20 protein-coding genes and 1 pseudogene are annotated in these 25,017 nt (G+C 63.1%); 11 read left to right on the plus strand and 10 right to left on the minus strand.

Annotated features, from left to right (window positions below):
* Window position 1 precedes the first annotated feature (1 nt).
* Window positions 2-2,431 (plus strand): heavy metal translocating P-type ATPase, encoded by a 2,430-nt coding sequence (locus CD932_RS10430; protein ID WP_094442578.1) that lies wholly within the window; start codon window positions 2-4, stop codon window positions 2,429-2,431.
* Entirely contained in the window at window positions 2,431-2,616 is a 186-nt protein-coding gene (ccoS, locus tag CD932_RS10435) for a cbb3-type cytochrome oxidase assembly protein CcoS (protein WP_094442579.1), read from the plus strand. Before CD932_RS10430 ends, ccoS begins: the two co-directional genes overlap by 1 nt.
* Window positions 2,617-2,690: 74 nt before the next feature.
* On the opposite strand, the gene CD932_RS10440 is transcribed toward ccoS, so the two are convergent.
* The 3 genes from CD932_RS10440 to CD932_RS10450 form a co-directional block, all read right to left on the minus strand.
* Window positions 2,691-3,731: a methyl-accepting chemotaxis protein gene (locus CD932_RS10440; protein WP_094442580.1), complete on the minus strand. Its 1,041-nt coding sequence runs from the start codon at window positions 3,729-3,731 to the stop codon at window positions 2,691-2,693.
* 233 nt (window positions 3,732-3,964) lie between these two features.
* On the minus strand, window positions 3,965-5,302 hold the full coding sequence (locus tag CD932_RS10445) for a hypothetical protein (protein ID WP_369679824.1): 1,338 nt from the start codon (window positions 5,300-5,302) through the stop codon (window positions 3,965-3,967).
* 134 nt (window positions 5,303-5,436) lie between these two features.
* Entirely contained in the window at window positions 5,437-7,572 is a 2,136-nt protein-coding gene (locus tag CD932_RS10450; RefSeq protein WP_094442582.1) for a DUF3274 domain-containing protein, read from the minus strand.
* Between the two features lie 244 nt (window positions 7,573-7,816).
* Here CD932_RS10450 and ccoN point away from each other — a divergent pair, with 244 nt between their 5' ends.
* The 6 genes from ccoN to CD932_RS10480 all read left to right on the plus strand — a co-directional run bounded on the left by ccoN (window position 7,817) and on the right by CD932_RS10480 (window position 13,001).
* Window positions 7,817-9,244: a cytochrome-c oxidase, cbb3-type subunit I gene (ccoN, locus tag CD932_RS10455; protein ID WP_065307944.1), complete on the plus strand. Its 1,428-nt coding sequence runs from the start codon at window positions 7,817-7,819 to the stop codon at window positions 9,242-9,244.
* A gap of 15 nt (window positions 9,245-9,259) precedes the next feature.
* Window positions 9,260-9,874: a cytochrome-c oxidase, cbb3-type subunit II gene (gene ccoO, locus CD932_RS10460; protein WP_094442583.1), complete on the plus strand. Its 615-nt coding sequence runs from the start codon at window positions 9,260-9,262 to the stop codon at window positions 9,872-9,874.
* Between the two features lies 1 nt (window position 9,875).
* Entirely contained in the window at window positions 9,876-10,076 is a 201-nt protein-coding gene (locus CD932_RS10465) for a cbb3-type cytochrome c oxidase subunit 3 (RefSeq protein WP_094442584.1), read from the plus strand.
* Window positions 10,069-10,995 carry a cytochrome-c oxidase, cbb3-type subunit III gene (gene ccoP / locus CD932_RS10470; RefSeq protein WP_094442585.1) on the plus strand — a complete coding sequence of 309 codons (927 nt, stop codon included), beginning with the start codon at window positions 10,069-10,071 and terminating at the stop codon, window positions 10,993-10,995. The genes CD932_RS10465 and ccoP overlap by 8 nt, the downstream gene beginning before the upstream one ends.
* Before the next feature lie 4 nt (window positions 10,996-10,999).
* Window positions 11,000-12,391, plus strand: a complete 1,392-nt coding sequence (ccoG, locus tag CD932_RS10475; protein WP_254926545.1) for a cytochrome c oxidase accessory protein CcoG — start codon at window positions 11,000-11,002, stop codon at window positions 12,389-12,391.
* A gap of 85 nt (window positions 12,392-12,476) precedes the next feature.
* A complete protein-coding gene (locus tag CD932_RS10480) occupies window positions 12,477-13,001 on the plus strand; it encodes a FixH family protein (protein WP_094442586.1) in 525 nt (174 codons plus the stop codon).
* Here CD932_RS10480 and fnr read toward each other — a convergent pair whose 3' ends face one another.
* Window positions 13,002-13,760 (minus strand): fumarate/nitrate reduction transcriptional regulator Fnr, encoded by a 759-nt coding sequence (gene fnr, locus CD932_RS10485; RefSeq protein ID WP_094442587.1) that lies wholly within the window; start codon window positions 13,758-13,760, stop codon window positions 13,002-13,004.
* 207 nt (window positions 13,761-13,967) lie between these two features.
* Between fnr and CD932_RS10490 the strand changes: the two genes are divergently transcribed.
* On the plus strand, window positions 13,968-17,042 hold the full coding sequence (locus tag CD932_RS10490; RefSeq protein WP_254926546.1) for a response regulator: 3,075 nt from the start codon (window positions 13,968-13,970) through the stop codon (window positions 17,040-17,042).
* Between the two features lie 5 nt (window positions 17,043-17,047).
* Here CD932_RS10490 and CD932_RS10495 read toward each other — a convergent pair whose 3' ends face one another.
* The 5 genes from CD932_RS10495 to CD932_RS10520 form a co-directional block, all read right to left on the minus strand.
* On the minus strand, window positions 17,048-17,815 hold the full coding sequence (locus CD932_RS10495) for a TOBE domain-containing protein (RefSeq protein ID WP_094443574.1): 768 nt from the start codon (window positions 17,813-17,815) through the stop codon (window positions 17,048-17,050).
* Window positions 17,816-17,846: 31 nt separating this feature from the next.
* Window positions 17,847-18,545: an ABC transporter ATP-binding protein gene (locus CD932_RS10500; RefSeq protein WP_094442589.1), complete on the minus strand. Its 699-nt coding sequence runs from the start codon at window positions 18,543-18,545 to the stop codon at window positions 17,847-17,849.
* A 4-nt stretch (window positions 18,546-18,549) separates the two neighbouring features.
* Window positions 18,550-19,221, minus strand: coding sequence for a molybdate ABC transporter permease subunit (modB, locus tag CD932_RS10505; protein ID WP_094442590.1), 672 nt, complete (start codon window positions 19,219-19,221; stop codon window positions 18,550-18,552).
* A 6-nt stretch (window positions 19,222-19,227) separates the two neighbouring features.
* Window positions 19,228-19,986, minus strand: coding sequence for a molybdate ABC transporter substrate-binding protein (gene modA, locus CD932_RS10510; protein ID WP_094442591.1), 759 nt, complete (start codon window positions 19,984-19,986; stop codon window positions 19,228-19,230).
* A 496-nt stretch (window positions 19,987-20,482) separates the two neighbouring features.
* Window positions 20,483-21,403 carry an MBL fold metallo-hydrolase gene (locus CD932_RS10520; RefSeq protein ID WP_094442592.1) on the minus strand — a complete coding sequence of 307 codons (921 nt, stop codon included), beginning with the start codon at window positions 21,401-21,403 and terminating at the stop codon, window positions 20,483-20,485.
* A gap of 241 nt (window positions 21,404-21,644) precedes the next feature.
* On the opposite strand from CD932_RS10520, the gene CD932_RS10525 reads away from it, so the two are divergent.
* Together CD932_RS10525 and CD932_RS10530 are read left to right on the plus strand one after the other, a co-directional pair.
* Entirely contained in the window at window positions 21,645-23,156 is a 1,512-nt protein-coding gene (locus tag CD932_RS10525; RefSeq protein WP_094442593.1) for a leucyl aminopeptidase, read from the plus strand.
* Window positions 23,153-23,551: pseudogene (locus tag CD932_RS10530) on the plus strand (FAD-dependent oxidoreductase); the annotation flags it as partial. The gene CD932_RS10525 and the pseudogene CD932_RS10530, both read left to right, overlap by 4 nt.
* A 6-nt stretch (window positions 23,552-23,557) precedes the next feature.
* Here the strand turns inward: CD932_RS10530 and CD932_RS10535 are convergent.
* The gene (locus tag CD932_RS10535) at window positions 23,558-24,892 is read right to left on the minus strand and encodes an IS4 family transposase (protein ID WP_094442594.1); all 1,335 of its coding nucleotides are present in this window, start codon (window positions 24,890-24,892) and stop codon (window positions 23,558-23,560) included.
* Between the last annotated feature and the right edge of the window lie 125 nt (window positions 24,893-25,017).

Here is a 25,017-nt window from a genome sequence, read left to right on the forward strand (position 1 = left end):
CATGAACGCCGTTTTACAAGTGACCGACTGTTTTCACTGCGGCCTGCCCGTCCCGCCCGGTTCCCGCTGGAACGTGACCATCGACGAGTTGCCGCGCGCCATGTGCTGCCCCGGCTGCGAAGCGGTGGCGCAAACCATCGTCGACATCGGCCAGAGCAAGTACTACAGCGAGCGCGACGCCTACGCCGTCAATGCGTTTGATGCCACCCTGATGCCGCCCGAACTGCGCCTGTACAGCAATGACGATGCGCAGTTCGCGCGCGACGCGGGCAGCTGCGAAGCGACCCTGTCGGTCGAAGGCATACGCTGCGCCGCCTGCGTGTGGCTGATCGAGCGCCAGCTGATCGGCCTGCCCGGGGTGCAGGTGGCCAGCCTGAATGTCGCCACCGAACGCCTGTACGTGCGCTGGAACCGTGCGCAGTGCGAGCCGGGCGATATCCTGCAAGCCGTGCGCCAGGTCGGCTACACGGCCTATCCCTACGACGCCGTGCGCCATGGCGAGCAGCTGCAAAAAGCCAGCAAGACCCTGGGCCGCCAGCTGTTCGTGGCCGGCCTGTCGATGATGCAGGTGATGATGTACGTGGCGCCGTCCTACCTGGCGGCCGAAGACGGCACCCTCGATCCGGACATGGCAAGCCTGATGCGCTGGGCCAGCCTGCTGCTGACGCTGCCGGCCATCTGCTACTCGGCGCTGCCGTTTTTCCAGGGCGCCTGGTCCAGCCTGCGCGCACGCACCCTGGGCATGGATGTGCCCGTCACTCTGGGTATCCTGGCGGCCTTTTTCGGCAGCCTGGTGGCCACCTTTACCGGCCGCGGCGAGGTATATTTCGACTCGGCCACGATGTTCATTTTCCTGCTGCTGTGCAGCCGCTACTTTGAACTGCAGGCGCGCCGCAAGGCCGCCTCGGCACTCGAGCGCCTGCAACACGCCTTGCCCGCCTCGGCCACCCTGCTGGCCGGCTTTCCCGCCAGCCGCGCCCCCACCCTGGTGCCGGCCGGCAGCCTGGGGGTCGGTGACGTGATCCTGGTGAAACCCGGCGAAGCGATCGCCGCCGACAGCGTCATTATCGAAGGCAACAGCGCGCTCGATTTATCCTTGCTGACGGGCGAGAGCGCGGCGCAGCGTCGGTCAAGCGGCGAACAGGTGCCGGGCGGGGCGATCAACGCCAGCGCCGCGCTGCTGCTGCGCGTATTGAAACCGGCGCGCGAGAGCACCCTGTCCGACCTGCTGAAACTGATCGAGCGGGCCGGCAGCGGCAAGCCGCGGATCGCGCAGTGGGCCGACAAGGTGGCCGCCTGGTTCGTGCTGGGCCTGCTGCTGTTTGCCGTCGCCGTGCTCGCCTTCTGGAGCTGGCACGACCCGGCGCAAGCGTGGCCGGTGGCCATTGCCGTGCTGGTGGTGTCGTGTCCGTGCGCGCTGTCGCTGGCCACGCCGACGGCGCTGGCCGCCGCCACCGACAGCCTGCTGCGGCGCGGCGTGCTGATCGTGCAGCCGCATGTACTGGAAACCTTGCACCGCGCCACCCATATCGTGTTCGACAAGACGGGCACATTGACCATCGGCCGGCCCGTGCTGAAACACACCGACAGCCTGGGACCGCTGGACGAGCACGCCTGCCTGAAAATCGCCGCCGCGCTGGAAACGGGCAGCGCCCATCCGCTGGCGCAAGCCATGCTGGACGCGGCCGGCGCCATCGAGCTCGATCATGCGACGCAGCTGCGGGAAGTGCAGGGCCAGGGTCTCGAAGGCATGCTCAACGGCATGCGCTACCGCCTCGGCAATGCCGCCTTTGTGGCGGCGATCGCCGGCCCGCCGGTGGGCGACACGGCCGTCGGCGTGGCAGGCATGACGCCGCTCTACCTGGGCATCGAGGGGCAGTGGCTGGCGCGTTTTCTGCTCAGCGACGCGCTGCGCCCGGAAGCGCGCGAGGTAGTCGAATATTTCCAGCACCACGGCAAGCAGGTGCTGCTCTTGAGCGGCGACCAGGAAGCGCTGACGCAAAGCGTGGCGCGCGAACTGGGCATCGCCACCGCCTGCGGCGAATGCCTGCCCGATGAAAAACTCGATTTCGTGCAGCAGTTGCAGGCCACCGGCGCGGTAGTGGCGATGGTCGGCGACGGCATCAACGACGCCGCCGTGCTGAGCGCGGCCGATGTGTCGTTCGCCATGGGCTCGGGCGCCGCGCTGGCGCAGGCGCATGCCGACACGGTGCTGCTGTCGAACCAGTTGCGCTCGGTGCGCGACACGGCCCGCACGGCGGCGCGCAGCATGCGCATCATCCGCGAAAACCTCGCCTGGGCCACCGTGTACAACCTCACCGCCATCCCCGCCGCCGCGCTGGGCTTCCTGAACCCGTGGCTGTCGGGTGTCGGCATGGCCGCCAGCTCGGCGGTCGTGATCGCCAACGCCCTGCGCCTGAGGAAAAGCTGATGGAATCGCTGTACTTGCTCATACCGCTAAGCATCGTGGTGGTGTTTATCGCGCTGTGGGTCTTCTTCACGGCCTCCGACGGCGGCCAGTTCGACGACCTGGTGGGGCCAGGCCTGCGTGTGCTGCAGGACGACGATACGACGCCGGAGCAGCCGGCCGGGCCGCAGCCAGCTCAGCGCGAATAGCCCTGCGAACCGGGCCGCGCATCGAAACGCCGGCTACGCGGCGAGCATCAGGACCATGCACCTGCCAGGCCAGATCAACTGCGCTCCTGCCCACGCTGGCACACCACCCCATACCAGCCCAACCCCTTGTAGGTTTCATAGCCGGGCGTGGCGGCGAACGAGACCGTCAGGCCGCCGTCCTGGTAGAAACCGGCACGGCGCCGATCGGGGCGCAGCGGGAACGTTTCCGTGAGCACGCCCTCGCCATCGGAACTGGCCAGCACGCGGAACGCGGAATCGAGGATCATGCAGCGGCTGCGCGCCCACTCCGCATCCGTCAGGCGCACGCCCTGGACCACCGCTTGCGCCTGCTGGGCCCAGTCGAAAAAAATCACCAGCACACCCAGTACCTTGCCGTGCGTCGCACCGCCCGCGCGGATGGCCGTCGCATACGTGGCCACCTGGGCGTTGTGCAGCAGCGAGGTGGTGCACACGTCATCGGCGACATACTCTTCGCCGCTGGCCGTGTTCAGCGCCGCCTTGAACCAGGGCGCCCTGGCGACGTTGCGCCCGGCCACCGCATACTGCGCAGGGCGACCGCTGGCGACAATCGTGCCGTCGGCATCAAGCACCCAGATATCCTTGTAGACCGTATAGCTGTCGAGGATCACGGACAGCCGCTGCGAGGCGTGTGCGCGCGCCTCAAGGCTGCCTTGCGCCAGGCTGGCCACCAGCGCCGAATCGGTCGCCCACCAGCGCACATCGCACGAGCGCTCGTAGAGGTTGCGGTCGATGATGTCGATCATGTTCAGGGCCAGGTCGGCGCAACGCTGTCCTTCATGCGACTGCATGCGGCCTATCATCAGGTCACCGAGCGCGGTCAGGCTGGACAGCGAGCCAACCAGTTCCTTGTTCAGGCTCTCGGTCACTTCGCCGATGCGTTGCGACACCTGCTTGACCTGGTTCGCCACCACGGCAAAGCCGCGTCCGGCGGCGCCTGCCCGCGCCGCTTCGATCAGCGCGTTGAGTGCCAGGAAATTGGCTTCGCGGTTGATGTCATTGATGTCGCCGATCTTGCTGGTGGCGAGTTTGCGGACCTGATGCGTGAGATCGACGATTGCCTGTGGATTTGCCATGTGGACGCCCTCCTTTTTGAATTAATAGATACGCAAAAAGCGGGCCAGCAAATTAAATATGGAAAACTTACTTTAAAATAATTTAACATGCCGAATTGCACTACTTTGTTTCATTATTTTGTGCGCCGCACCATTTCATTCAAAAATGCACAATATTGGTGAAAAAACATGGCGCTGATCCCGCATCCACAGCAGCGGTACAGGAGAAGGAATCGCTGCATCAACCAGCCAGCTCAGCGCGAATAGCCTTGCGAACCGGGCCGCGCATCGAAACGCCGGCCCCACCAGGGCAGGAACACCGTGCCGCCGCCGCGCGCGCGGAACCAGGGCGCATCGTGATCGATGGGCCGCACCACGGCCGGCGGCGCCACCACCACGGCGGTTGCCTGCTGTGCGTCGCTGGTGCCGGCCACCAGCACCGGCCCACCCACGTGATGGGCATAAGCGATGGCCAGCGCAACATTCGTCAGGGCCGTGCCGGCCCCCGTCTCGCCCAGCAGGGCAGGCAGGTTGAAGCTCTGCCGGTTGAAATCAAGTTCCGGCAATTGCTCCGTCAGGCTTTGCGCCAGCGGCCCGATGCGCTCGGACGAGGCCGGATACGTGACGCCGGCATCGTGGATCACATAGCCGATGGCGCTGTCGCTGGTCTGCGCATTTCCGGCGGCCTCTTCGATGGCCTGGCGCCAGGCCCGCACCGCGCGCGGCGCTTGCCCTTTCTCCGCCTTGAAATCGGCCACATTGTGCGTAACGGGGAACCCCAGCCACGCCAGCGGCGCGCGCCCGGTCGGGTAATCGGGGCCGGCCAGCACCAGCAACACCATGTTTTCGTTGATCTGCTCATCCTTCGGCGGAAAGCTCGGCGCATCCCAGTTCATCACCCACACGGTTTTATCCGGATGGGCCTGCAGGTAGGCCAGGGCGGCCGTCAAGGACGCAAAACCGGCATTGGCGCCGCCCAGGGTGACGCGCACCTCGGGCGGGGTGGCAGTGGTCCAGGAGTCGGGGAAGGAGGTATTGCCAATGTCGAAAGCATCAGTGATCGTTTCAGCCAGATATTTCCCCGCTTCGACTGCATCCAGGCGTCCTTCAGGCAGCGCATATTCGACATGGATACCAGCCAGTTCGCGCCGCGTGGATTTATCGGTCAGGGAATGGGCATTGTAAAAATACGCTTCGCTGGAAAAATAAATGTCACGAAAGAGATAAATCAATTTGGTAACGTATTTGTGATGGTAGCCGTTAAAGGTTTCCTTCCCATTATTACCATAAGCAATCATGCCGATCGATTGCACCTTGCCAAACCGCACAGGATTTTCCTTGACCTTGCCATCATCCTTGTTCGGCTTGGCCAGACCCAGTGTCCACAGCAATTGCCATTCGGTTGGATAATCGCGCCGCTGCAGGGGATTCAACCACTGCACGCCCACCACCTGCGCCATATACGGCCGCGCCGGTGCAGGCGGCACAGGGGAAGGAATCGCTGCCACGGCAGGCGCCTTGCTGGCGCACGCCGTCATCAAGAAAAGCACGGCAAGCGCCAGCAACATGGGCATCAACAATAGTCGCTTCATGATTATTCCTTCTGCAAGAGGGACATCGAGTAGCACGGCCTGCCATACCGACCAGAGGGCAATGGCAAAGGCAAAACTGAATGCCAGCATGCTCCAGCCCAGCCGGCGCGGCAAAGTTGCAATCAGCTTGCGCATCAGGATGTCTCCTGGCGCTTGTACATGCGTTCATCTTCGATCTCGGACGGCATGGCTCCCGCGCTGCCACCAAGGCGTACCCAATCGAGCAGCGACAGTTTTTTGAACTTCCCGGTCAAAAAATACTCTGCAAACATCTTCTGTAGCTGATTCTCATCCACTCCCTCTACCAGACGCCAATCTGCCGCAATACGTAGCTGATGCATCGCCTCCTCGCTGACCAGACTCACCCCGATCGCCACGTCATACGCCAGCGCCTTTTCCGCATGCGCGCCGTTGGTCAGAATGGTGGAATGGTCGGTGGCGTGGGTATCGCAGGTGGCCACCAGTTGCGCCCGGATTTCCTGCCTGCGCCATTGCCGATATTCGGGCGTGGCGGTCGACAGGTCGTCTTCCATGCCCACCTTCTCGCCATTGCCATACAGCTTTTCACGCCGTGCTTTCATGCGCAAACGTGCATGGTCTTCGTAGCGCAGGCCCGCTTCGGTATCGCGGTTGCCGGCCGGCGCGGCGCCCAGTTGCTCGTCCGCATAGGGATCGTCTTCAGCGCGCGCCTTGCCGGCATGGCGATGCGTGGCGGGAGCATCGAGATCCTGGTCGAATTGCGCGCTGGACGTGCCGAAACGCACGGCCTGCGGCAAAAAAGTGCTCGGCAGCGCAGGCGCGTTGACGGGAATGCGCCAGTCGTCGGGCGGTACGGCATGAATGGGAATTTTCAGCCACTTCATCAGTTGCGAGGCGGCGGCGGCCGTGCGCACCGTGGCCGCCTTGCCTGCGGCGCTGCTACTGGCGCGCACGCCCTTGTCCGGGTTGTAGGTGGAAATCGGCGAATGGGGAAACCAAAAGTCGTCGCTGCCACGCCCGGGCTGGCGATAGTGGTTGCTCCAGTAGTCATAATCGCCCGGCTGGCCCACCGGGTGGCCCTGTGCAAAGACCCGCTGGCTGAACACGCCAGCGCCGCCTGTGGCCTTGATCTCTTCGGCGCTCATGCCCAGCCAGCCGATGCCCTGTATCGGCGTGGCCGAGATCACCTGGTCGTGCGGATTGCAATACAGCGTGACGCGACCGCGCGTCGAGCGCTGCGGGCCACAGCCATAGGCAGCCTTATCCTTGTCCAGGCTGAAATCATGGTTCTCGTTGTCCGCCATGCGGCTCAGGCAGGGGTCCATGGGCGGTTCCTGCGCCTGGCCGCGCACGATATCGAAGAACGCCGCCAGTGTCTTGCGGCGCGCCTTGCCGCTTTGCCGGCCGACATTGCCGTCGACGTCCCTGACTTGTCCCTGCAGCCAGCCTTCGGTGTCGTTGCGGCGCAGCAGGCTATAGGGAGGATTGCACAACACATAGGTGTCGGCCACGCAACGGCCGGTTTTCCCCACCGCATCCTGGACATTGGTCATCTTGTTACCGAGAAACGCCGCCGCCATGCCCACCATATTGCCCTGGCTGTGACACACCAGGGTAATCGGTACGTCGGCCTGCTCCTTGCGGATCGCCGCCACCAGATGCGCCAGGCGCAGCGCGGCCAGCACGAAATAAGGGCGCGGCGGGCACGCATACACGATGCGGTCGTTGACAGGGTTCAGGTGCTCGATGTGTATCCACAGAAACAGGGCGTCGGACAAGCCTTCACCCCACAGATCCGGCAAGGACGAGCAGCCATTGGCGAACGGTCCGCCGCCCCAGTAATCGTGTTCGTTCAGGTAGACCGAATCGCCATATTGCTGCAATTGATTGGCGCTAGCCTTGTAGCCCCAGCGGAACTGGATTACCGGCGAGAAGTGCGCTTGCTGCTCGATAAAGCTGCTGGCCGTGTAGTCGGGATCGACATAGCCATCGTCGCTCAGCTCGTCCTTGTAGCGCACCGGAGTCAGTTGCCCGGCCTGCGCGGTGGCATGGCACAGGTGCTCGTCGCAGCGCTTCATGCGCGTGTTGAGTCCCTTGCACAGGCCCTCTTCCGCTGCCCGATACCACTCGCCATCGGAATTGACGCCGTGCACGAAGATGACGATGCCGGGCGACGGCATCTGCTGCACACACTCGAGCAGGCTGTGGCTGTACAGACAACTGCCGCTGAATGTTCCGAGAACATGGTAGCGGGCCTCATCGTGCGCAGTCTTGCTGTCGCTATCGCTCATGGCGTGCTTCAAAAGTGGCTGGACTGGTCACTGTAAAGCGTTGCTTATGTGCACCTTTTAAGCCAGATCAATGACCTTGTTGCCGGGCTCTTGCCGGACTTTTTTTACCCAGATCAGCAATTAATTTGGTGCCGCTTCGCTACCCATCTTTCATCTGGGTAATTTTGATCCACATCAAAGTTTTTTTGACATCAAACACTTAACCTCTGCCCACCATCATAAATAGACATTCCAGGGAGTCTTTGTGGATCAATCGCTGAACTATAACTACAAGATCGTGAAGCAATTCGCGGTCGCTACTGTGGTATGGGGCGTCATCGGCATGCTGGTCGGCGTGATTATCGCCGCCCAGCTGGCCTGGCCCGCCCTGAACCTCGACATACCGTGGCTCACTTACGGTCGTTTGCGTCCGCTGCATACGAATGCGGTCATTTTTGCGTTCGGTATCTGCGGTCTGTTCGCCACCTCGTACTACGTGGTGCAACGCACCTGCCAGGTGCGCCTGTTTTCCGACAAGCTGGCCGCCTTTACCTTCTGGGGCTGGCAAGCGGTGATCCTGTGTGCGGTCGTCAGCCTGCCGATGGGCCTGACGCGCGGCAAGGAATACGCCGAACTCGAATGGCCGATCTCGATTTTGATCGCCGTGGTCTGGATCGCCTACGCCATCGTGTTCTTTGGCACGCTGATCAAGCGCAAGGTCAAGCATATCTACGTGGCCAACTGGTTCTTCGGCGCCTACATCCTGGCCGTCACCATTTTGCACGTGGTCAATGGCGCCGTCATGCCGGCCTCGTTTACCAAATCCTACTCGGCCTATGCCGGCGTGCAGGACGCCATGATTCAATGGTGGTATGGCCATAACGCGGTGGGCTTCATCCTGACCGCCGGCTACCTGGGCATGGTCTACTACTTCATCCCGAAACAGGCCGAGCGCCCCGTGTACTCGTATCGCCTGTCGATCGTCCACTTCTGGGCGCTGATCTTCACCTACATGTGGGCCGGCCCGCACCACCTGCACTACACGGCACTGCCTGACTGGACGCAATCGATCGGCATGGTGTTTTCGCTGGTGCTGCTGGCGCCAAGCTGGGGCGGCATGATCAACGGCATCATGACCTTGTCGGGCGCCTGGCACAAGCTGCGCACCGATCCGATCCTGAAGTTCATGATCGTCTCGCTGTCGTTCTACGGCATCGCCACCTTCGAAGGCCCGATGATGTCGATCAAGACCATCAATTCGCTGTCGCACTACACCGACTGGACCGTGGCCCACGTGCATGCGGGCGCCTTGGGCTGGGTCGGCTTCATCACCATGGGTTCGATCTACTACCTGCTGCCGCGCGTGGCCGGCCAGACCAAAATGTACAGCACGCGCCTGGTCGACCTGCACTTCTGGGTCGCCACCATCGGCATCGTGCTGTATATCGCCGCGATGTGGATCGCCGGCGTGATGCAGGGCCTGATGTGGCGCGCGGTCAACCCGGACGGTACCCTGACCTACACCTTCGTCGAAGGCGTCAAGGCAACCTATCCGTACTACGTGGTGCGCGTGGGCGGCGGCCTGCTGTACCTGGCTGGCATGTGCGTGATGGGCTACAACACCTACATGACCTTGCGCGGCACCAAGGTGCCGGTCGCACGCATCCCGGAACTGAACGCGGCGCACGCCTGACAGGAGCAAAAGCAAATGAAATTCTCACATGCATGGATCGAAAAAAACCCCTGGCTGCTGATCGGCCTGGTCACCCTGGTGATCAGCGTCGGCGGCGCCGTTGAAATCGTGCCGCTGTTCTTCCAGAAGAGCACCACCGAGCCGATCGCCGGCCTGAAACCGTACTCGCCGCTGCGCCTGGCGGGCCGCGACATTTATGTGCGCGAAGGCTGCTACAACTGCCACTCGCAGATGGTGCGTCCGCTGCGCGCGGAAACCGAACGCTATGGCCATTATTCGGTGGCCGGCGAGTTCGTCTACGACCGTCCGTTCCAGTGGGGTTCCAAGCGTACCGGTCCCGACCTGGCGAGGGTGGGCGCGCGCTACAGCGACGAATGGCACCGCACGCACCTGAACAATCCGCGCGACGTGGTGCCCGAGTCGAACATGCCGGCTTACCCATGGCTGGCAAAAACCAAGCTGACGCCGGAAGATATCGTGCCGAAGATGCGCGCCCTGAAACGCCTGGGCCAGCCATACAGCGAAGAAGAGATCAAGGCTGGTCCCGAGCAACTGCAGGACAAGACGGAAGAAGACGCCCTGGTGGCCTACCTGCAAGGCCTGGGCACATTAATCAAAACGAGGAATTAGCATGGCAATCGAGAACCTGTTCGACAGCGCCAGCAGCGTCATGACGGTGGTTTCCTTTACGACGTTCGCAGGCATCCTGTGGTGGACTTTCAGCCGCAGCAACAAGGACTTCGACGCGGCGGCCAACCTGCCGTTCGCCGACGAGGCGCTGGACTATCCGGCCGGGGAAGTCCCGGCAAAAGAGGAGCGCAGCCATGTCTGACTTTACCAGTGGTTTCTGGAATATTTACATCGTCGTGCTGTCCCTGCTGGGCATCATCGGCTGCGGCGTGCTGCTGTACTCGCAGTCGAAAGTGACGGTACTGCCGGGCGCGCCGGCCGACGGCACCACCGGCCACGTGTGGGATGAAGACCTGAGGGAACTCAATACGCCGATGCCGCGCTGGTGGATGTGGCTGTTCTACATCACCATCGTGTTCGCTCTGGCCTATCTGTTCCTGTATCCGGGCCTGGGCACGTATGCAGGCAAGCTGGGCTGGAAATCGTCGGGCCAGTACGAGCAGGAACTGAAGAAGGCGGAAGCCGACTACGGCCCCCTGTTCGACAAGTACCTGAAACAGGACCTGAAAGCGGTGGCCGCCGATCCGCAGGCGAACGCCATCGGCCAGCGCCTGTTCCTGACCTACTGCGCGCAGTGCCATGGTTCGGATGCGCGCGGCAACAAGGGCTTTCCCAACCTGACCGACAAGGACTGGCTGTATGGCGGCGACCCCGACATCATCAAGACCACCATCATGCATGGCCGTAACGGCATCATGCCGCCGATGGGTGCGGCCCTGGGTTCCGAACAGGATATCGAGAACGTGGCCCATTACGTGCTGAGCCTGTCGGGTTCGACCTCGGACCCGGTGAAATCGGTGCTGGGCAAGTCGAAATTCGGCGCCTGCATGGCCTGCCATGGCGCCGACGCCAAGGGCAACGCGCAGCTGGGCGCACCGAACCTGAGCGACAGGATCTGGCTGTATGGCGGCAGTGCCGACACCATCATGGAAACCATCCGCAAGGGCCGCAACAACACCATGCCCGCCTTCGGTGACTTCCTTGGCGAGTCGAAAGTGCATGTGCTGTCGGCGTATATCTGGAGCCTGTCGAACCCCCAGCCTGCGGTTCCCGTGAAGTAATGTAATGGAACCCCAAGTCATCAAGATGTATGCGGCCCGCGAGCAGATCTACCCTCGCGAGGCCAAAGGACGCTATGCGACATGGCGCTGGGTGTGCGTATGGCTCACCCAGCTGGCGTTCTACGGCTTGCCGTGGCTCAACTGGAACGGCAGGCAAGCCCTGCTGTTCGACCTGACCACGCGCAAGTTCTACATTTTCGGCGTCGTGCTGTGGCCGCAGGATTTCATTTATCTGGCGGCCCTCTTGATCATCGCGGCGTATCTGTTGTTCCTGGTTACCGCGATTGCCGGGCGGGTCTGGTGCGGTTTCTCGTGCCCGCAAACGGTGTACACCGAAATCTTCCTGTGGGTCGAACGCAAGATCGAAGGCACGCGCAGCGCGCGCATGGCGCTCGACCGCCAGGGCCCTTCCGTGCGCAAGACCGGCAAGAAAGTGGCCAAGCACCTGGCCTGGGGCGCCATCGCCCTGTGGACGGGCTTTACCTTTGTCGGCTACTTCACGCCGATCCTGGACCTGGTACAGGAAGTGCGGACCTTCAATTTCGGTCCGTGGGAATGGTTCTGGATTTTATTCTACAGCCTGGCCACCTACGGCAACGCGGGCTGGCTGCGCGAGCAGGTCTGCAAATACATGTGCCCGTATGCGCGCTTCCAGAGCGCCATGTTCGACCAGGACACCCTGATCATCACCTACGATGAAAAACGCGGCGAACCGCGCGGCGCACTGAACAAGAAAGCCGCCAAGGATGGTACCGAGTCGCAACTGGGCGACTGCATCGACTGCACCCTGTGCGTGCAGGTGTGCCCGACCGGCATCGACATCCGCAACGGCCTGCAATATGAATGCATCGGCTGCGCCTCCTGCGTCGACGCCTGCAACAGCGTGATGGACAAAGTCGAGCGCCCGCGCGGGCTGGTACGCTACAGCACCGACCATGCGATGGAAAACAACTTCAGTTCGCAGCAGATCCGCCAGCGCGCCATGCGCCCGCGCGTGCTGATCTACACGGCCATCCTGGCGCTGATCATCGTTGCCGTCTGCACCTCGCTGTTCCTGCGCACGCCGCTGAAAATGGACGTGATCCGCGACCGTGGCTCAATGGGTCGCGAAGTGGAAGACGGCATGATCGAAAACGTGTATCGCCTGCAGATCATGAACACGTCCGAACAGCAGCAGCACTTCAGGATCGCGGTGTCGGGCCTGCCCGGCCTGGCCTTGATCACGCGCAACGAAGTGACCTTGCAGCCGACCGAAACGCTGGGCTGGCCGGTGCGCCTGCGCCTGCCGCACGGCGTGGGAGAAAAAGGCTCGAACAAGATCCGGATCGAGCTGCAGTCGCTCGATGATCCGTCTTTGCATGTGCGCGAAAGCGCGGTATTTATTGTGCCGCGTTAAACACCGGGGTCAGACCCGACGGCGGCTGGCGCTCCAGTGGAGCGCCAGCCGATGCCGAAGGAACTGACCTTCAAGGAGAGAAAAAATGCTCAAATCAGTCAAACTGCAAGCGCCCGTCGATCCCTGGTACAAGCACCGCTGGCCGTGGCTGCTGATGATCGGCCCCGGCCTGTCGGTGGTGGTCGGCAGCTTCATGGGCTATATCGCGTTTACGCAGCCCGATGCGCTGGTGGTGGGCGACTACTACAAGCAAGGCAAGGCCATCAACCAGGACTTGCGCCGCGACACCATCGCCAGCAACCTGGCGATGGATACCAGCCTGGCGTATGACGTGGCGCAGTCGCGCATGAGCGGTTCCGTGCACAGCTTCGGCAAGGCCTGGCAGCAGCCCTTGCAGCTGCACCTGGCGCATGCGACCCTGCCGGAAAAAGATATCCGCCTGATGGTGCAACCGGATGCGCAAGGCAATTTTTCGGTCTCGCTGCCGATGCTCGAGCGCAGCCGCTGGCAGGTGCTGGTGGAAGATGGCAAGCGCGAATGGCGCTTGTCGGGCATCTGGACCTGGCCGGCCCAGCGCGGCATTACGCTCCATGCCGACAGTGAGTTGTAATTATTTGCAGACGTCGGTACCGGCCGTAATGGCCTTCAATTTGGCCGGCTGCAGGATTTCAATCTCGCGATTCGATACGCTCAGCCAGCCTTCCTTCTTGAATTTCGACAGCAAGCGGCTGATGCTTTCGATCGTCAGGCCCAGGTAGTTGCCGATCTCCTCGCGCGACATGCGCAGCTGGAACTTGCTGCCCGAATAGCCGCGCGCCTCATAGCGCGACGCCAGGTTGACGATAAAGGCGGCAAAGCGCTGGGTCGCCTGCATATTGCCCAGCAATAGCATCACGCTTTGCTCGCGCGTGATTTCCTGGCTCATCATGCGGTGAAAATGGCGCAGCAGGGTCGGCATATTGCCCAGCAATTGCTCCAGGCTGGAAAACGGAATCTCGCACACTTCACTATCTTCCAGCGCCACCGCATTGCAATGATGGCGGTCGGCGCTGATCGCATCCATGCCCAGCAGTTCGCCGGCCATCTGGAAGCCCGTCACCTGCTCTTCGCCACCGGGATTGATCTGATAGGTCTTGAAATGGCCCAGGCGGATCGCGTACAGATTCTGGAACGAGTCGCCGATGCGAAACAGCGAGGCGCCGCGCACAATCTTGCGGCGCCGGCCGATGATCTGGTCGAGGCGGTCCATGTCCCCCACGTCGAGTCCCATGGGCAGACACAACTGATGCATGCTGCAGGTGGCGCAGCGCGCACGCAACGCTTCCACGTTCACGGTGGGCAGGGTTGGGGCCAGCAGGTCTTGTGTCATGTCGCTACCTTTTAGAAAATACAACAATAAGTTTACTGCATCCAGGAGGCCATGTGCCAATTTCGGCGAATTGTGGGGATTAAATCACGTTCTGCATTTATTTGTATGGCAGCATCACCACAAGCGCACCTTGCCAAGTTGACGTATTGATAGGAGAATTCCTGACAGCATAGTTTGCCGCTGGCGCCGCATGCTAAGGATAATGAAATGATGAAGCCTCTCGGCATTAAAGCAAAAGTCGCGCTGGCCACCAGCCTGACCTCGATCGCCATGATCGCCCTGGTCACCCTGGTGCAGGTGCAGCGCATGCGCGACGATTTCACCAAGGTGCTATTGAGCCAGCAAACGGCGATGATCGAGCGCACGGCCGAAGAGCTCGACGACAAGCTCGGCATGCTGCTCGACGTGATCAGCGAAACGGCGCGCCGCCAGCCACCCGCGCTGATGGAACAACCGGCCCAGTTGCGCCAATACTACGAACAGCGCGCCATGCTGGCTCTGTTCGACGACGTGCTGGTGCTAGATGCACGCGGCAAGGTGATCAGCGACGTGCCCGAAGTGCCGGGGCGCACCGACATCAACGCGGCCGACCGCGACTATTTCAAGACCATCCTGGTTACCCGCCAGCCCATGATCACCGAACCGATGCTGGGCAAGACCAGCGGCCTGCCCATCGTGCAGATGGTCGCGCCCGTGCTGGACAAGGACGGCCAGGTGGCCGGCATGGTGGTCGGCGTGCTGCGCCTGTTCAAGGACAACCTGCTGGGCGACCTGCGCACGACCAAGGTCGGCAAGAACGGTTTTTATTTCATCCTCACCCAGGGCCAGGTACCGCTATATGTGCTGCATCCCGATCCGGCCAAGCTGCTGCAACCGCGTGCGGCCAACGCCAATCGCGCCACCAGTGCGCTGATCGCGCGCGGCGGCGAAGGCAGCATGGTCAGCACCAACAGCCGCGGCATCAACGCCGTCAACAGCTTCAAGCGCCTGAAATCGGTGAACTGGCTGCTGGCCGCTTCGCTGCCCATCGATGATGCCTTCGAGCCCTTCGACGGCGTGCTGTACCGCCTGGTGCTGTGGAGCGCCTGCGCCTCGCTGCTGGCAGCGCTGGTGCTGGGCTGGGTCACGGTGCGGCTGCTCTCGCCGGTGGTGCGCCTGCGCGACACCCTGCTGGCCCTGCGCAGCAGCGACCAGCGCTTCACGCCGCTGCCGGTCGAGCAGCGCGACGAGATCGGCGAACTGACGGCGGCCTTCAACAGCCTGATGAGCGAGCGCGACCGATTGCAACAGGAACTCGAAGCGCGCGCCAGCGAACTCGAAGACGAGCGCGACCGTGCCGAAGCGGCCAACCGCGCGAAAAGCGATTTCGTCGCCAACATGAGCCATGAAATCCGCACGCCGCTCAACGCCGTGCTGGGCATGGTGTATTTATTGGGTAACACCAGGCTCAATACCGAGCAGCGCAAATACCTGACCATGGTGCGCGTGGCCGGCCAGTCGCTGCTGGGCATCCTCAACGACGTGCTCGATTTTTCCAAGATCGAGGCGCGCCGCATGGACCTGTCGCCGGTCGAATTCGATCTCGACGAAGTGATGAACACGCTGGCCACCACCATGACCATGAACGCCGGCGAAAAAGAACTGGAACTGGCCATCGCCGTCGAACCCGACGTGCCACGCCGCCTGGTGGGCGACGCCCAGCGCCTGCAGCAGATCCTCGTCAACCTGGCCGGCAACGCCATCAAATTTACCGAAAGCGGCGAAGTGGTGGTGGCCGTCAGTGTGGCCGAACAGGCGCCGGGACAGGCCTGGTTGCGCTTCGAAGTGCGCGACACCGGCATCGGCATGACACCGACGCAGCAGGAACAATTGTTTACCGCCTTTTCGCAGGGCGATCAAAGCATCACGCGCCGCTTCGGCGGCACCGGCCTGGGCCTGGCGATCAGCAAGCATCTGATCCACATGATGGGCGGCGATATCGCCGTGGCCAGCAGCGAAGGCAAGGGCAGCCGCTTCTGGTTCAGCGTGCCGTTCGAGGTCCTGGCGCAGCCGGCGGAAGAGCGCCGCAAGCCGGCGCTGGGCCAGCTGCGCCTGCTGGTGGCCGACGACAACCGCACCACGCGCGAACTGATCGTCAAACTGATCGAAGCGTGGGGCTGGGCCGCCGATGAAGTGGACTCGGGTTTTGCCGCCATCGAGCTGTACCGCGAACGCCTGGACCAGCAGCAGCCTTACGATGTGGTGCTGGCCGACTGGCATATGCCGGTGATGGACGGCCTGGCCACGGCCAAGGCGATCCGCCAGGCGGCCAGCGGCCAGCGCCAGCCCATCGTGGTGATGGTCAACGCCTTTGCCCGCAACCACCTGGAAGAGATCTCCAGCGCGGCCGAAGCAGACGTGGTGCTGATGAAGCCGATCACGGGTTCGAGCCTGTTCGACGCCTTGCACCAGGCCTTGACCGCCAAGCAGAATGGCGAACAGCATATCGCCCGGCAACAGAGCGGCACCGAGCTGGCCGGCGTGCACTTCCTGCTGGTCGAAGACAATCATCTGAACCAGGCCGTGGCGCGCGGCATCCTCGAACACATGGGCGCCACGCTGGACGTGGTGGGCGACGGCCTGCAGGCGGTCGAGCGCCTGCGCATGGAGTCCTTGCGCTACGACATCGTACTGATGGACATGCAGATGCCCGTCATGGACGGCTTCAGCGCGACCCAACTGATCCGCACCGAACTGCGCTTGCAACTGCCCGTGATCGCCATGACGGCCGGCGTGCTGGCCTCCGAGCGCGAGCGCTGCATGACGGCCGGCATTACCGACTTTATCGCCAAGCCGGTGGTGGTCGAAGAGATGATGGAAGTAATCAACCGCCACCTGCCAAAACGCACGGCGGTGCAGGTGGCAGCGGCAGCGCCGCCGCCCGACGAGGAAGTGTTTTCCATGGCCGCCCTGATGCGCGTGATGGGCAAGGACGCCAAGGGCCGGGGCGTGTTGCGGCGCATGGTGGAAGACGCGCTGAACAAGGGCATGACGCCGTTGCGCGAGGCCGAAGCGGCGCTGCAGGCCGGCCGCCACAGCGACGTCGCGCGCATCCTGCACGGTCTGCGCGGCTCGGTAGGCACGCTGGGCACCAAGCGCCTGATCCGCGCCTCGTTCGCCACCGAACAGGCGATCGACGAAGGCCGCCAGGAGGACGTGCCGGCCTTGCTGGCGCAAACGGTGCGCGAACTCGAGCAGGTGCTGGCGGCGGCGGCGCACTGGTTGTCGCAGCTGGAGGATTGAATCGTTTACGCCGGCACGCCCAAAATCACGCTCGACGCCTTGAACAGCGCCGTCACCACGCTGCCGACGGCCAGCCCCATCTCGGCGCAGCTTTGATTGGTGATCATGGCCGCAATCGTCCCGCCACCCGGCAATTCCAGCACCACTTCCGTATTGACGGCGCCCTTTTGCACCCGCGTGACCTTGCCGGCGAGCTCGTTGCGTGCCGAAAAACGCGCGCCGTCGCCGTCAAGCACCAGGATGATGGACGAGGCCTTGATCAGCGCGAATGCTTCCACGCCGCTCGCCAGGCCCAGGCTTTCGCAGCTGTCACGCGTGACGATGGCGACGATCTGCTGGCCGCCAGGCAGCGCCAGGATCACTTCATCGTTCACGGCGCCCGCCTTGACTTGGGCCACCTTGCCGAGGAATTGATTGCGCGCCGTGGTTTTCATGGCCATTCTCCGTATCAGCAACAAATCGTCGGCAATGCCCTCGGCCTGGCTGCCCAGCTGGCGCAGGTAGCGCGCATGCTCGATCTCGATCAGGCGAAAGTTGTCGACCAGCTGGCGCCCGCGCCGCGTCAGCCGCGTGCCGCCGCCGCCCTTGCCGCCGGCCAGCCGCTCCACCAGCGGCTCGCCGGCCAGATTGTTCATCGCATCGATCGCGTCCCAGGCCGCCTTGTAGCTCATTTTGACAGCCCTGGCCGCCTGTGTGATCGAGCCGTGTTCGGCGATCGCAGCGAGCAGCGCCACCCGCCCGGCGCCGCCTAACTGTTCGCCGCCGACCGTCATCCAGACCGAGCCTTCCAGCTTGATTTCCGCCTTATCCAATCTTCACCTCGTGTATTGTTGCTTGCTGCTCATCGATGCGGCCGTCGCGCAGCGTCAGCACATGGTCGCCCAGGATACGTGCGTCTTGCGGGTCGTGCGTAATCAATATCATCGGCACGCCCAGGCGCCGCTGCCATTGGCTCAGTTCCTCGCGCATGGTGACCCTCAGCGCCGGGTCGAGCGCGGCGAACGGTTCGTCGAGCAGCAGCGCGGCCGGTTCCGCCACCAGCGCCCTTGCCAGCGCCACTCTTTGGCGCTGGCCTCCGGACAACTCGCCAGGATACTGATGCGCCAGTTCCCGTATGCCAAACGCATCGAGCCAATGCTCGACTTTTGCCAGTTTTTCGCGCGCGCGCGGATTGAACCAGCCGCGCGCCAGGCCAAAGCCCACGTTCTGGCGCACCGTCAGGTGCGGGAACAGCGCATAGTCCTGGAACAGATAGGCCACATTGCGCTGCTGCGGCGCCAGGTTGATGCCGGCGGCGGCATCGAACAGGGTGCGCCCGTTCAAACGGATATGGCCGGCGTCCGGCGTCAACAGGCCGGCGATCGCCTTTAACGTCATGCTCTTGCCGGCGCCGGACGGCCCGTACAGGGCAATGCGCTGGCTGCTGGACGTACACCGCACCTGCAAGTCGAAATGGCGTTTGCCGGAGCGTAAAGTGGCGCGGATGTCGAGGTCGAGTTGCATGGTTTTATTGGTGTGCGATGCGGCCCGGCGCCAGCCGGCCGGCGGCCAGCAGCACCACGATGCAGACAAACGAAGTGATCAATACCAGGGTGTTGGCCGTATCGTCCTGGCCCGCCTGCACCGCTTCGTACACGGCCACCGACAGGGTTTGCGTCTTGCCGGGGATGCTGCCGGCCACCATCAACGTGGCGCCAAACTCGCCGAGCGCGCGCACAAACCCCAGCAGCACGCCGGCCAGGATGCCGCGCCACGCCAGCGGTAAAGTAACGCGAAAGAAAATGGCGGTTTCGGAAATGCCGAGCACGCGCGCCGCCTGTTCCAGCTGGCCGTCGACCGCCTCGAAGGCGGCGCGCGCCGGCTTGAACACCAGCGGAAAGGCGACGATGGTGGCGGCGATCACGGCGCCCTGCCACGTAAAAATCAGGTTGATGCCGAAGTGTTCCTGCAGCCAGACACCCAGCGTGCCGCGCCGGCCCAGCAGCACCAGCAGGTAGTAGCCCAGCACCGTCGGCGGCATCACCATCGGCAAGGTCAATAAAGCATCGAGCAGCTCGCGCCCGGGAAAGCGCGCGCGCGCCAGCAGATAGCCAGTGGCGACGCCCAGCAGCAGATTGAGCGCCGTGGCCCATGCCGCCACTTTCAGCGACAGGGCCAGCGCGGTCCAGGCGATCTCCATGGGGCGCTATGGCTTTTTAAAACCATATTTGGCGAGGATGGCCTGCGCCGGCGCCGTTTGCAGATAGCCGACAAAACGTTTCGCCTCCAGCGCGTTGCTGCTGCCCTTGATGGTGGCGATCGGGTACAGCACCGGCGCGTCCAATGGCACCTCGAACGCCACTTTGACTTTATCTTTCATGATGGCCGCGTCGGTACCGTAAACAAAGCCCGCATCGACTTCGCCGCGCGCCACGTAGTCGAGCGACTGGCGCACGTTCTGCGTACTGATGGCCTTGGCCTGCACGCCATCCCACAAGTTCGCCTTTTTCAGCGCGCCTTCTGAATAGCGACCCACCGGCACGCTGGCCGGGTTGGCGATTGCCACGCGCGTCACGCTGTTGCGCGTCAGGTCATTGAGGTTCCTGATGGCCAGCTTGCTGTCCGACGGCACGATCAGCACCAGGCTGTTGCCGACAAAATCCATGCGCCCGGCTGGCAACACCAGGCCCTGCTTTTGCGCCGCGTCCATGGTTTCCTGGTCGGCCGAGGCAAACACGTCGACCGGCGCGCCCTTGACGATCTGCTGCAGCAGCACGCCCGAGGCGGCAAAATTCAGCGACACCTTGCTACCCGGATACTGCGCCTCGTAGTTTTGCGCCGCCTCCCTGAAAGCGTTCGTCAGGCTGGCCGCCGCCGAGACCACCACTTCGCCAGCCGTCGCGCCCGAGGCGGCAGCAGTCAGCAAGACGGCGCCCAGCAGGCGGGCAAGAGCGGTCAAACGCATGGGCTTCTCCTTGAAATCAGTCATCAACAAAAAGCGTAATATACACCGATATATAGCGCTATGCCATTGCACAGGTCAAGCGGCCACAGGCCCAAAGCCTGATGTACTATATAAACACAGCATTTCGCAACGCCCAGCGCATCGTCAACCTGCGCCGTGCTGGAACGCGCTGTTCAGGAAGCGGGTCTGGCGCGCGACAGCGTTTATGTCACCAGCGCGGTCAAGCATTTCAAGTGGAAACCGCGCGGCAAGCGCCGCCTGCCATGACTGGCTGGAGCAGGAACTGGCCAGCGTGCAAGCGCAGGTGATCGTGGCCTTGGGCCGGGGCGCTGGGTGGTGACCGTGTATCGCCCGTCGTATGTGCTGCGGGCGCCGGATGAGGAGAACCGGCGGCAGGCGTATCGGATTACTGTGGAAGGGCTGCGGCAGGCGCCGCCAGAATGGCGCCACTGGCGCCGGTCAGGCCCGAGAAAGATGTCGGTCATGGCGGTGCCGCTCACAAGGCGTTAAGGGGTATCTTCAGGTAGGCGATGCCGTTTGGTTCAGCCTCCGGCAGCCGGCCCGCGCGGATGTTTACCTGAACGGAAGGCAGCATCAGTGCCGGCAGTGCAAGCCCGGCGTCGCGCGCGGTGCGCATCGCAACGAAGCTATCCTCGGTTGCTTCCCCGCCCACGTGAAGGTTGAGCGCACGCTGGGTAGCGACTGTTGTGGCAAACCGCGCCGCGCGTCCGCCGGGCTGGTAGTCGTGCCCGGTGTACAGGATTGTGTCGCAGGGCAGGTCCAGTACTTTGCGAATCGACCAGTACAGCTGACGCGCATCCCCGCCGGGGAAATCACAGCGGGCCGTACCGAAATCGGGCATGAACAAGGTGTCGCCGACGAAAGCGGCGCGCGGGGTATCAGGGCTGTCGGCATGCGCAACAAGGTAGCTCAGGCATGCCGGCGTGTGGCCTGGCGTGTGCATGGCGGTCAGGGTGAGAGCGCCAAGGCGCATCGTTTCGCTGTCTGCAAAGAGCCGATCGAATTGTGAGCCGTCGGTCGGAAAGTCCGGTGGAAGATTGAACAGCTTGGCGAACGTCGACTGTACTTCGGTGATTCGTGCGCCGATGCCGGTGCGCCCACCGAGCCTGTCCTTGATGTAAGCGGCCGCCGTCAGGTGATCGGCATGTACATGCGTCTCCAGGATCCACATCAGCTTGCCGTCGAGGGCGCGAACGCGCGCAATCAAGGTGTCGGCGGCGGTGTGACTGATCGTACCCGAAGCGGCGCTGTAGCCGAGCACCGTGTCAACCAGCGCACACTCGCGGCTCTTCGGGTCCATCAGCAGATAGCTGGCGGTGCCCGTCGCCTCGTCGAAATGGGGTTCGACGAGCAGCGTATCGGGCGAATGGTGATTGGGATGTATGATTGCTGTCATGTGAGCCGCGCGATCTCGGGAAAGCCGCGAGCATAGCGCATGCAGGCTGCGCAAATCAGTACGGTTATGACGGAAGTGCGCAATACCGTACTGGGTGCAGCGCACGGACAAAATCCAATTCCGTCCGGATTGCACGGTGATGACAGTACGGCCGAAATCGTCAATTTCGTCACGATCGAACCTCTCCCGCGCGTCTTAAGATGGGTGCTTCCACAAGAGGGAGTCACACTTGAAGATCACTATGAAATGCAACGATGGCGCAGCAGGCTCGCTGGCCACAACCCGTACCGCTTGCATCGCGGTCGGGGTATTCGAAGACGGCGTCCTGAGCCGCGAGGCCGAGCTGCTCGACGCCAGTGGCGCGATCACGTCCGCCGTGGCGGCAAAGGACGTCAGCGGCAAGCCTGGCTCGAGCCTCCTGCTGCGCCAGGTGGCGGGGATCGAGGCAGAACGCTTGCTGCTGGTGGGCCTCGGCCACCAGCACGCCCTGAGCGACGCAGTCTTCGCCAAGGCTATTCGGACCGCGCTGCGCTGCTTTCAGCAACTGAGCGCGGACGAAGCCATCCTGGCACTGCCGCTGGCGAGCGTCGAGGGCCGTGACGCGGCTTGGGCGATCCGGCACACCGCCCAGGCCGCGCACGAGCTGGCGTATCGGCGAGATCGCCTGAAAAGCGAACCTGCGACGCAGCCTGACGGTGTCGCCAGCGTAGTGCTGTGGCATCCGCCGACCGATGCCGCCCAGGCGGCCCTTGCCGAAGGCCTCGCCACTGGCGAAGGCACGTCGCTGGCGCGCGAATTGGGCGACCTGCCGCCGAACATCTGCTCGCCGACCTACCTGGCCGAGCGCGCCGGCAAGCTGGCGGCGGATTTCCACTTTGAACTGGAGGTGCTGGACCACGCCGCGCTTGCCGAGCTGAAGATGAACGCCTATCTGGCGGTTGCGGACGGCAGCGAAGCGTCGCCGGCCTTCTTCGTGCTGCGCCACCGGGGCGGGACGCCGGGCGAGGCGCCCGTTGTGCTGGTTGGCAAAGGCCTGACGTTCGACAGCGGCGGCCTTTCCATCAAACCTAGCGCCGCGATGGACGAGATGAAGTACGACATGGCAGGCGCGGCTTGCGTGCTGGGCGTGTTCCGTGCCATCGGCGAAATGAAGCTGGCGCTGAACGTCGTCGGCATCGTCGCCGCCTGCGAAAACATGCCGTCGGGACGTGCCACCCGGCCGGGCGATATCGTCACCTCGATGAACGGCCTGACCATCGAAGTGCTCAACACCGATGCGGAAGGACGACTCGTTCTGTGCGATGCGCTGACCTATGCGGAACGTTTTGAGCCCGCCGCCGTCATCGACATCGCCACACTGACAGGCGCTTGCGTGGTAGCGCTGGGTCACCACAACAGCGGCCTGTTCACGCGCACCAGTCCCGCACACGAGCACTTGGCCGCGGCGCTGCTGGCGGCCAGCAAACAGTCCGGCGATCCGGTCTGGCGCATGCCCGTCGAGGAACCGTACTTCGAACAGCTCAAAAGCGAATTCGCCGATCTCGCCAACATCGGCAGCCCGGGCGGCGGTGCCATCGTCGCTGCGGCCTTCCTGGAGCGGTTCACCCGCAAGTACACCTGGGCCCACCTCGACGTCGCAGGTACGGCATGGAAGTCCGGCGCCGACAAGGGCGCGACGGGGCGTCCGGTGCCCCTGCTGGCCCGCTGGCTGTGCAATCTCGCGCAAGAGCGCAGGCAGGAGAAAAGCGCATGAAGCCGGCTACCCACGCCCGTGTACTGATCCTCGGCTCCGGACCAGCCGGCTACAGCGCCGCCGTCTACGCCGCGCGCGCCAACCTGGAACCGATGTTGTTGACCGGCCTGCAGCAGGGTGGCCAGCTGATGACCACCACCGACGTCGAAAACTGGCCCGGCGATCCGCTTGGCGTGCAAGGGCCCGAACTGATGGAACGCCTGGCCCAGCACGCCGCGCGATTCAAGACGGTGCTGGCGTCCGATCACATCCACACTGCGCACCTGGGCGAAAAACCGTTCCGGCTGGTGGGCGACAGCGGTACCTATACGTGCGACGCTCTGATCATCGCCACCGGCGCCTCGGCCCGCTACCTCGGTCTCGCCTCCGAGCAGGCCTATATGCATAGGTTTATACACAAATCACCCAGCTTCGTCGCGTAGCGCTTTGATGGTGAGTGCAGCCACGCGCACATCCTGAATGCCCTGCCAGATTGTCTTGACGCCCGGATCGCCGTCGCCTTTTCGTCCAAGGAAGCCGCCGATGCGCGCGATCAAGCGCACCACATCGTTAAGTGTCGGAGGCTGATCCGGCCGTCGCTCCTTCGTGAGCAGGTAAGCGCCACGGATTTCATCTGGGTCGAAGAACAGGCTGGCGTCGAGATCCGGGCAGATGCGCCCGATGCGCATCAGATAGGAGACGCGCCACGCCACGATCATGAACAGCGCCAGCGCGCGTTCAAGATTGTCGATGTGGGAGAGCTGCATCGCCTCGACCTTGCAGGCGTTCTTCAACACATGGAAGAACATCTCAATTTCCCAACGCGCGCGGTACCAGTCGATCAACTCGATCACCTCATCGACGGTGGTGGCGGTTCGATTGGTGAGCAAGCGCCATTCGATCGGCTCGATGCCGGCGGGCGCATCGATTTCGCGCGCGATGACGCAGGTCGCAGCGATCTTGACGCCGCGCCGCGCCGGCAGTTCCACACGCCTGGCCCAGAGTTGCTGGCGCACCTTGCGGCCCTTCTGTTTGTCGCGCGCGCCGATGACGAAACTGATTTCCCCCACCGGCGCACCATCGAGCGTGTGCGCCCACAATCGCTCGCCCTCTGGCAGTGCCCGGTCGGTCTTCGCGCGCACCAGCCAGTCGGCCGGCGTGCCGCAGTCCTGTGCGTAGGTCATCAGCTCGATCATATCGGCCTCGCGGTCGGCCACGTACACCAGTCGCGTCGCCGGCATCTCGGCGGCCATCTCGGCGATCCGCCCGTAGCCTTCGATCCAGCGGCCACTTTCCTTGATTGCCGGGCGAACGGCGGCATCGTTGATCTTCTCGCGCGCCCACATCCAGGCGTCGAGCACGCCTAGCGGCAACCGTTCCGGCGTGACGGCGTACGTTGGATGGACATACATGCCGCGCTGGACTTCATAGCTGAGCGGCCCGAGACCTTCGATCTGCTGCCCGTTGAAATTGAGTTCGGTCGTGTCCTGCAAGCACAGAATGACGGGGTGTTCGCCCATGCGCTGCTGCGTCTTGGCCCAGTGCGGTGCCATGATGTCGCGCCACTCGACGGCGTCGTTCTCGAGAAATCGGTATGTGGCGATCGTCTCGGCCCAGCCATTGCACGACTTAGGAATGCTGGACGAGGGCTTGTCGGCAAATCGCGCCACGATCTTCCTGGCGCGACTGTCAAGGCGGGAGTCCCCAAGGTCAAGTTCAGCAAATTCCAGGCCCGTCCAGTGCGTCGATTTAGTCATTATTTCGCGAGCCAAAAGACGAGAGTAAACCTGAAAAATCAATAGTTTACAACTGCTCCCGCAAGTGCTTGAATGTAAACGGATTTTTCCGCCCCACTGTTATCGCCAAGCAAACTTGGCGGGCT

This window comes from Janthinobacterium sp. PC23-8, assembly GCF_002250505.1.
Lineage (GTDB): Bacteria > Pseudomonadota > Gammaproteobacteria > Burkholderiales > Burkholderiaceae_D > Janthinobacterium.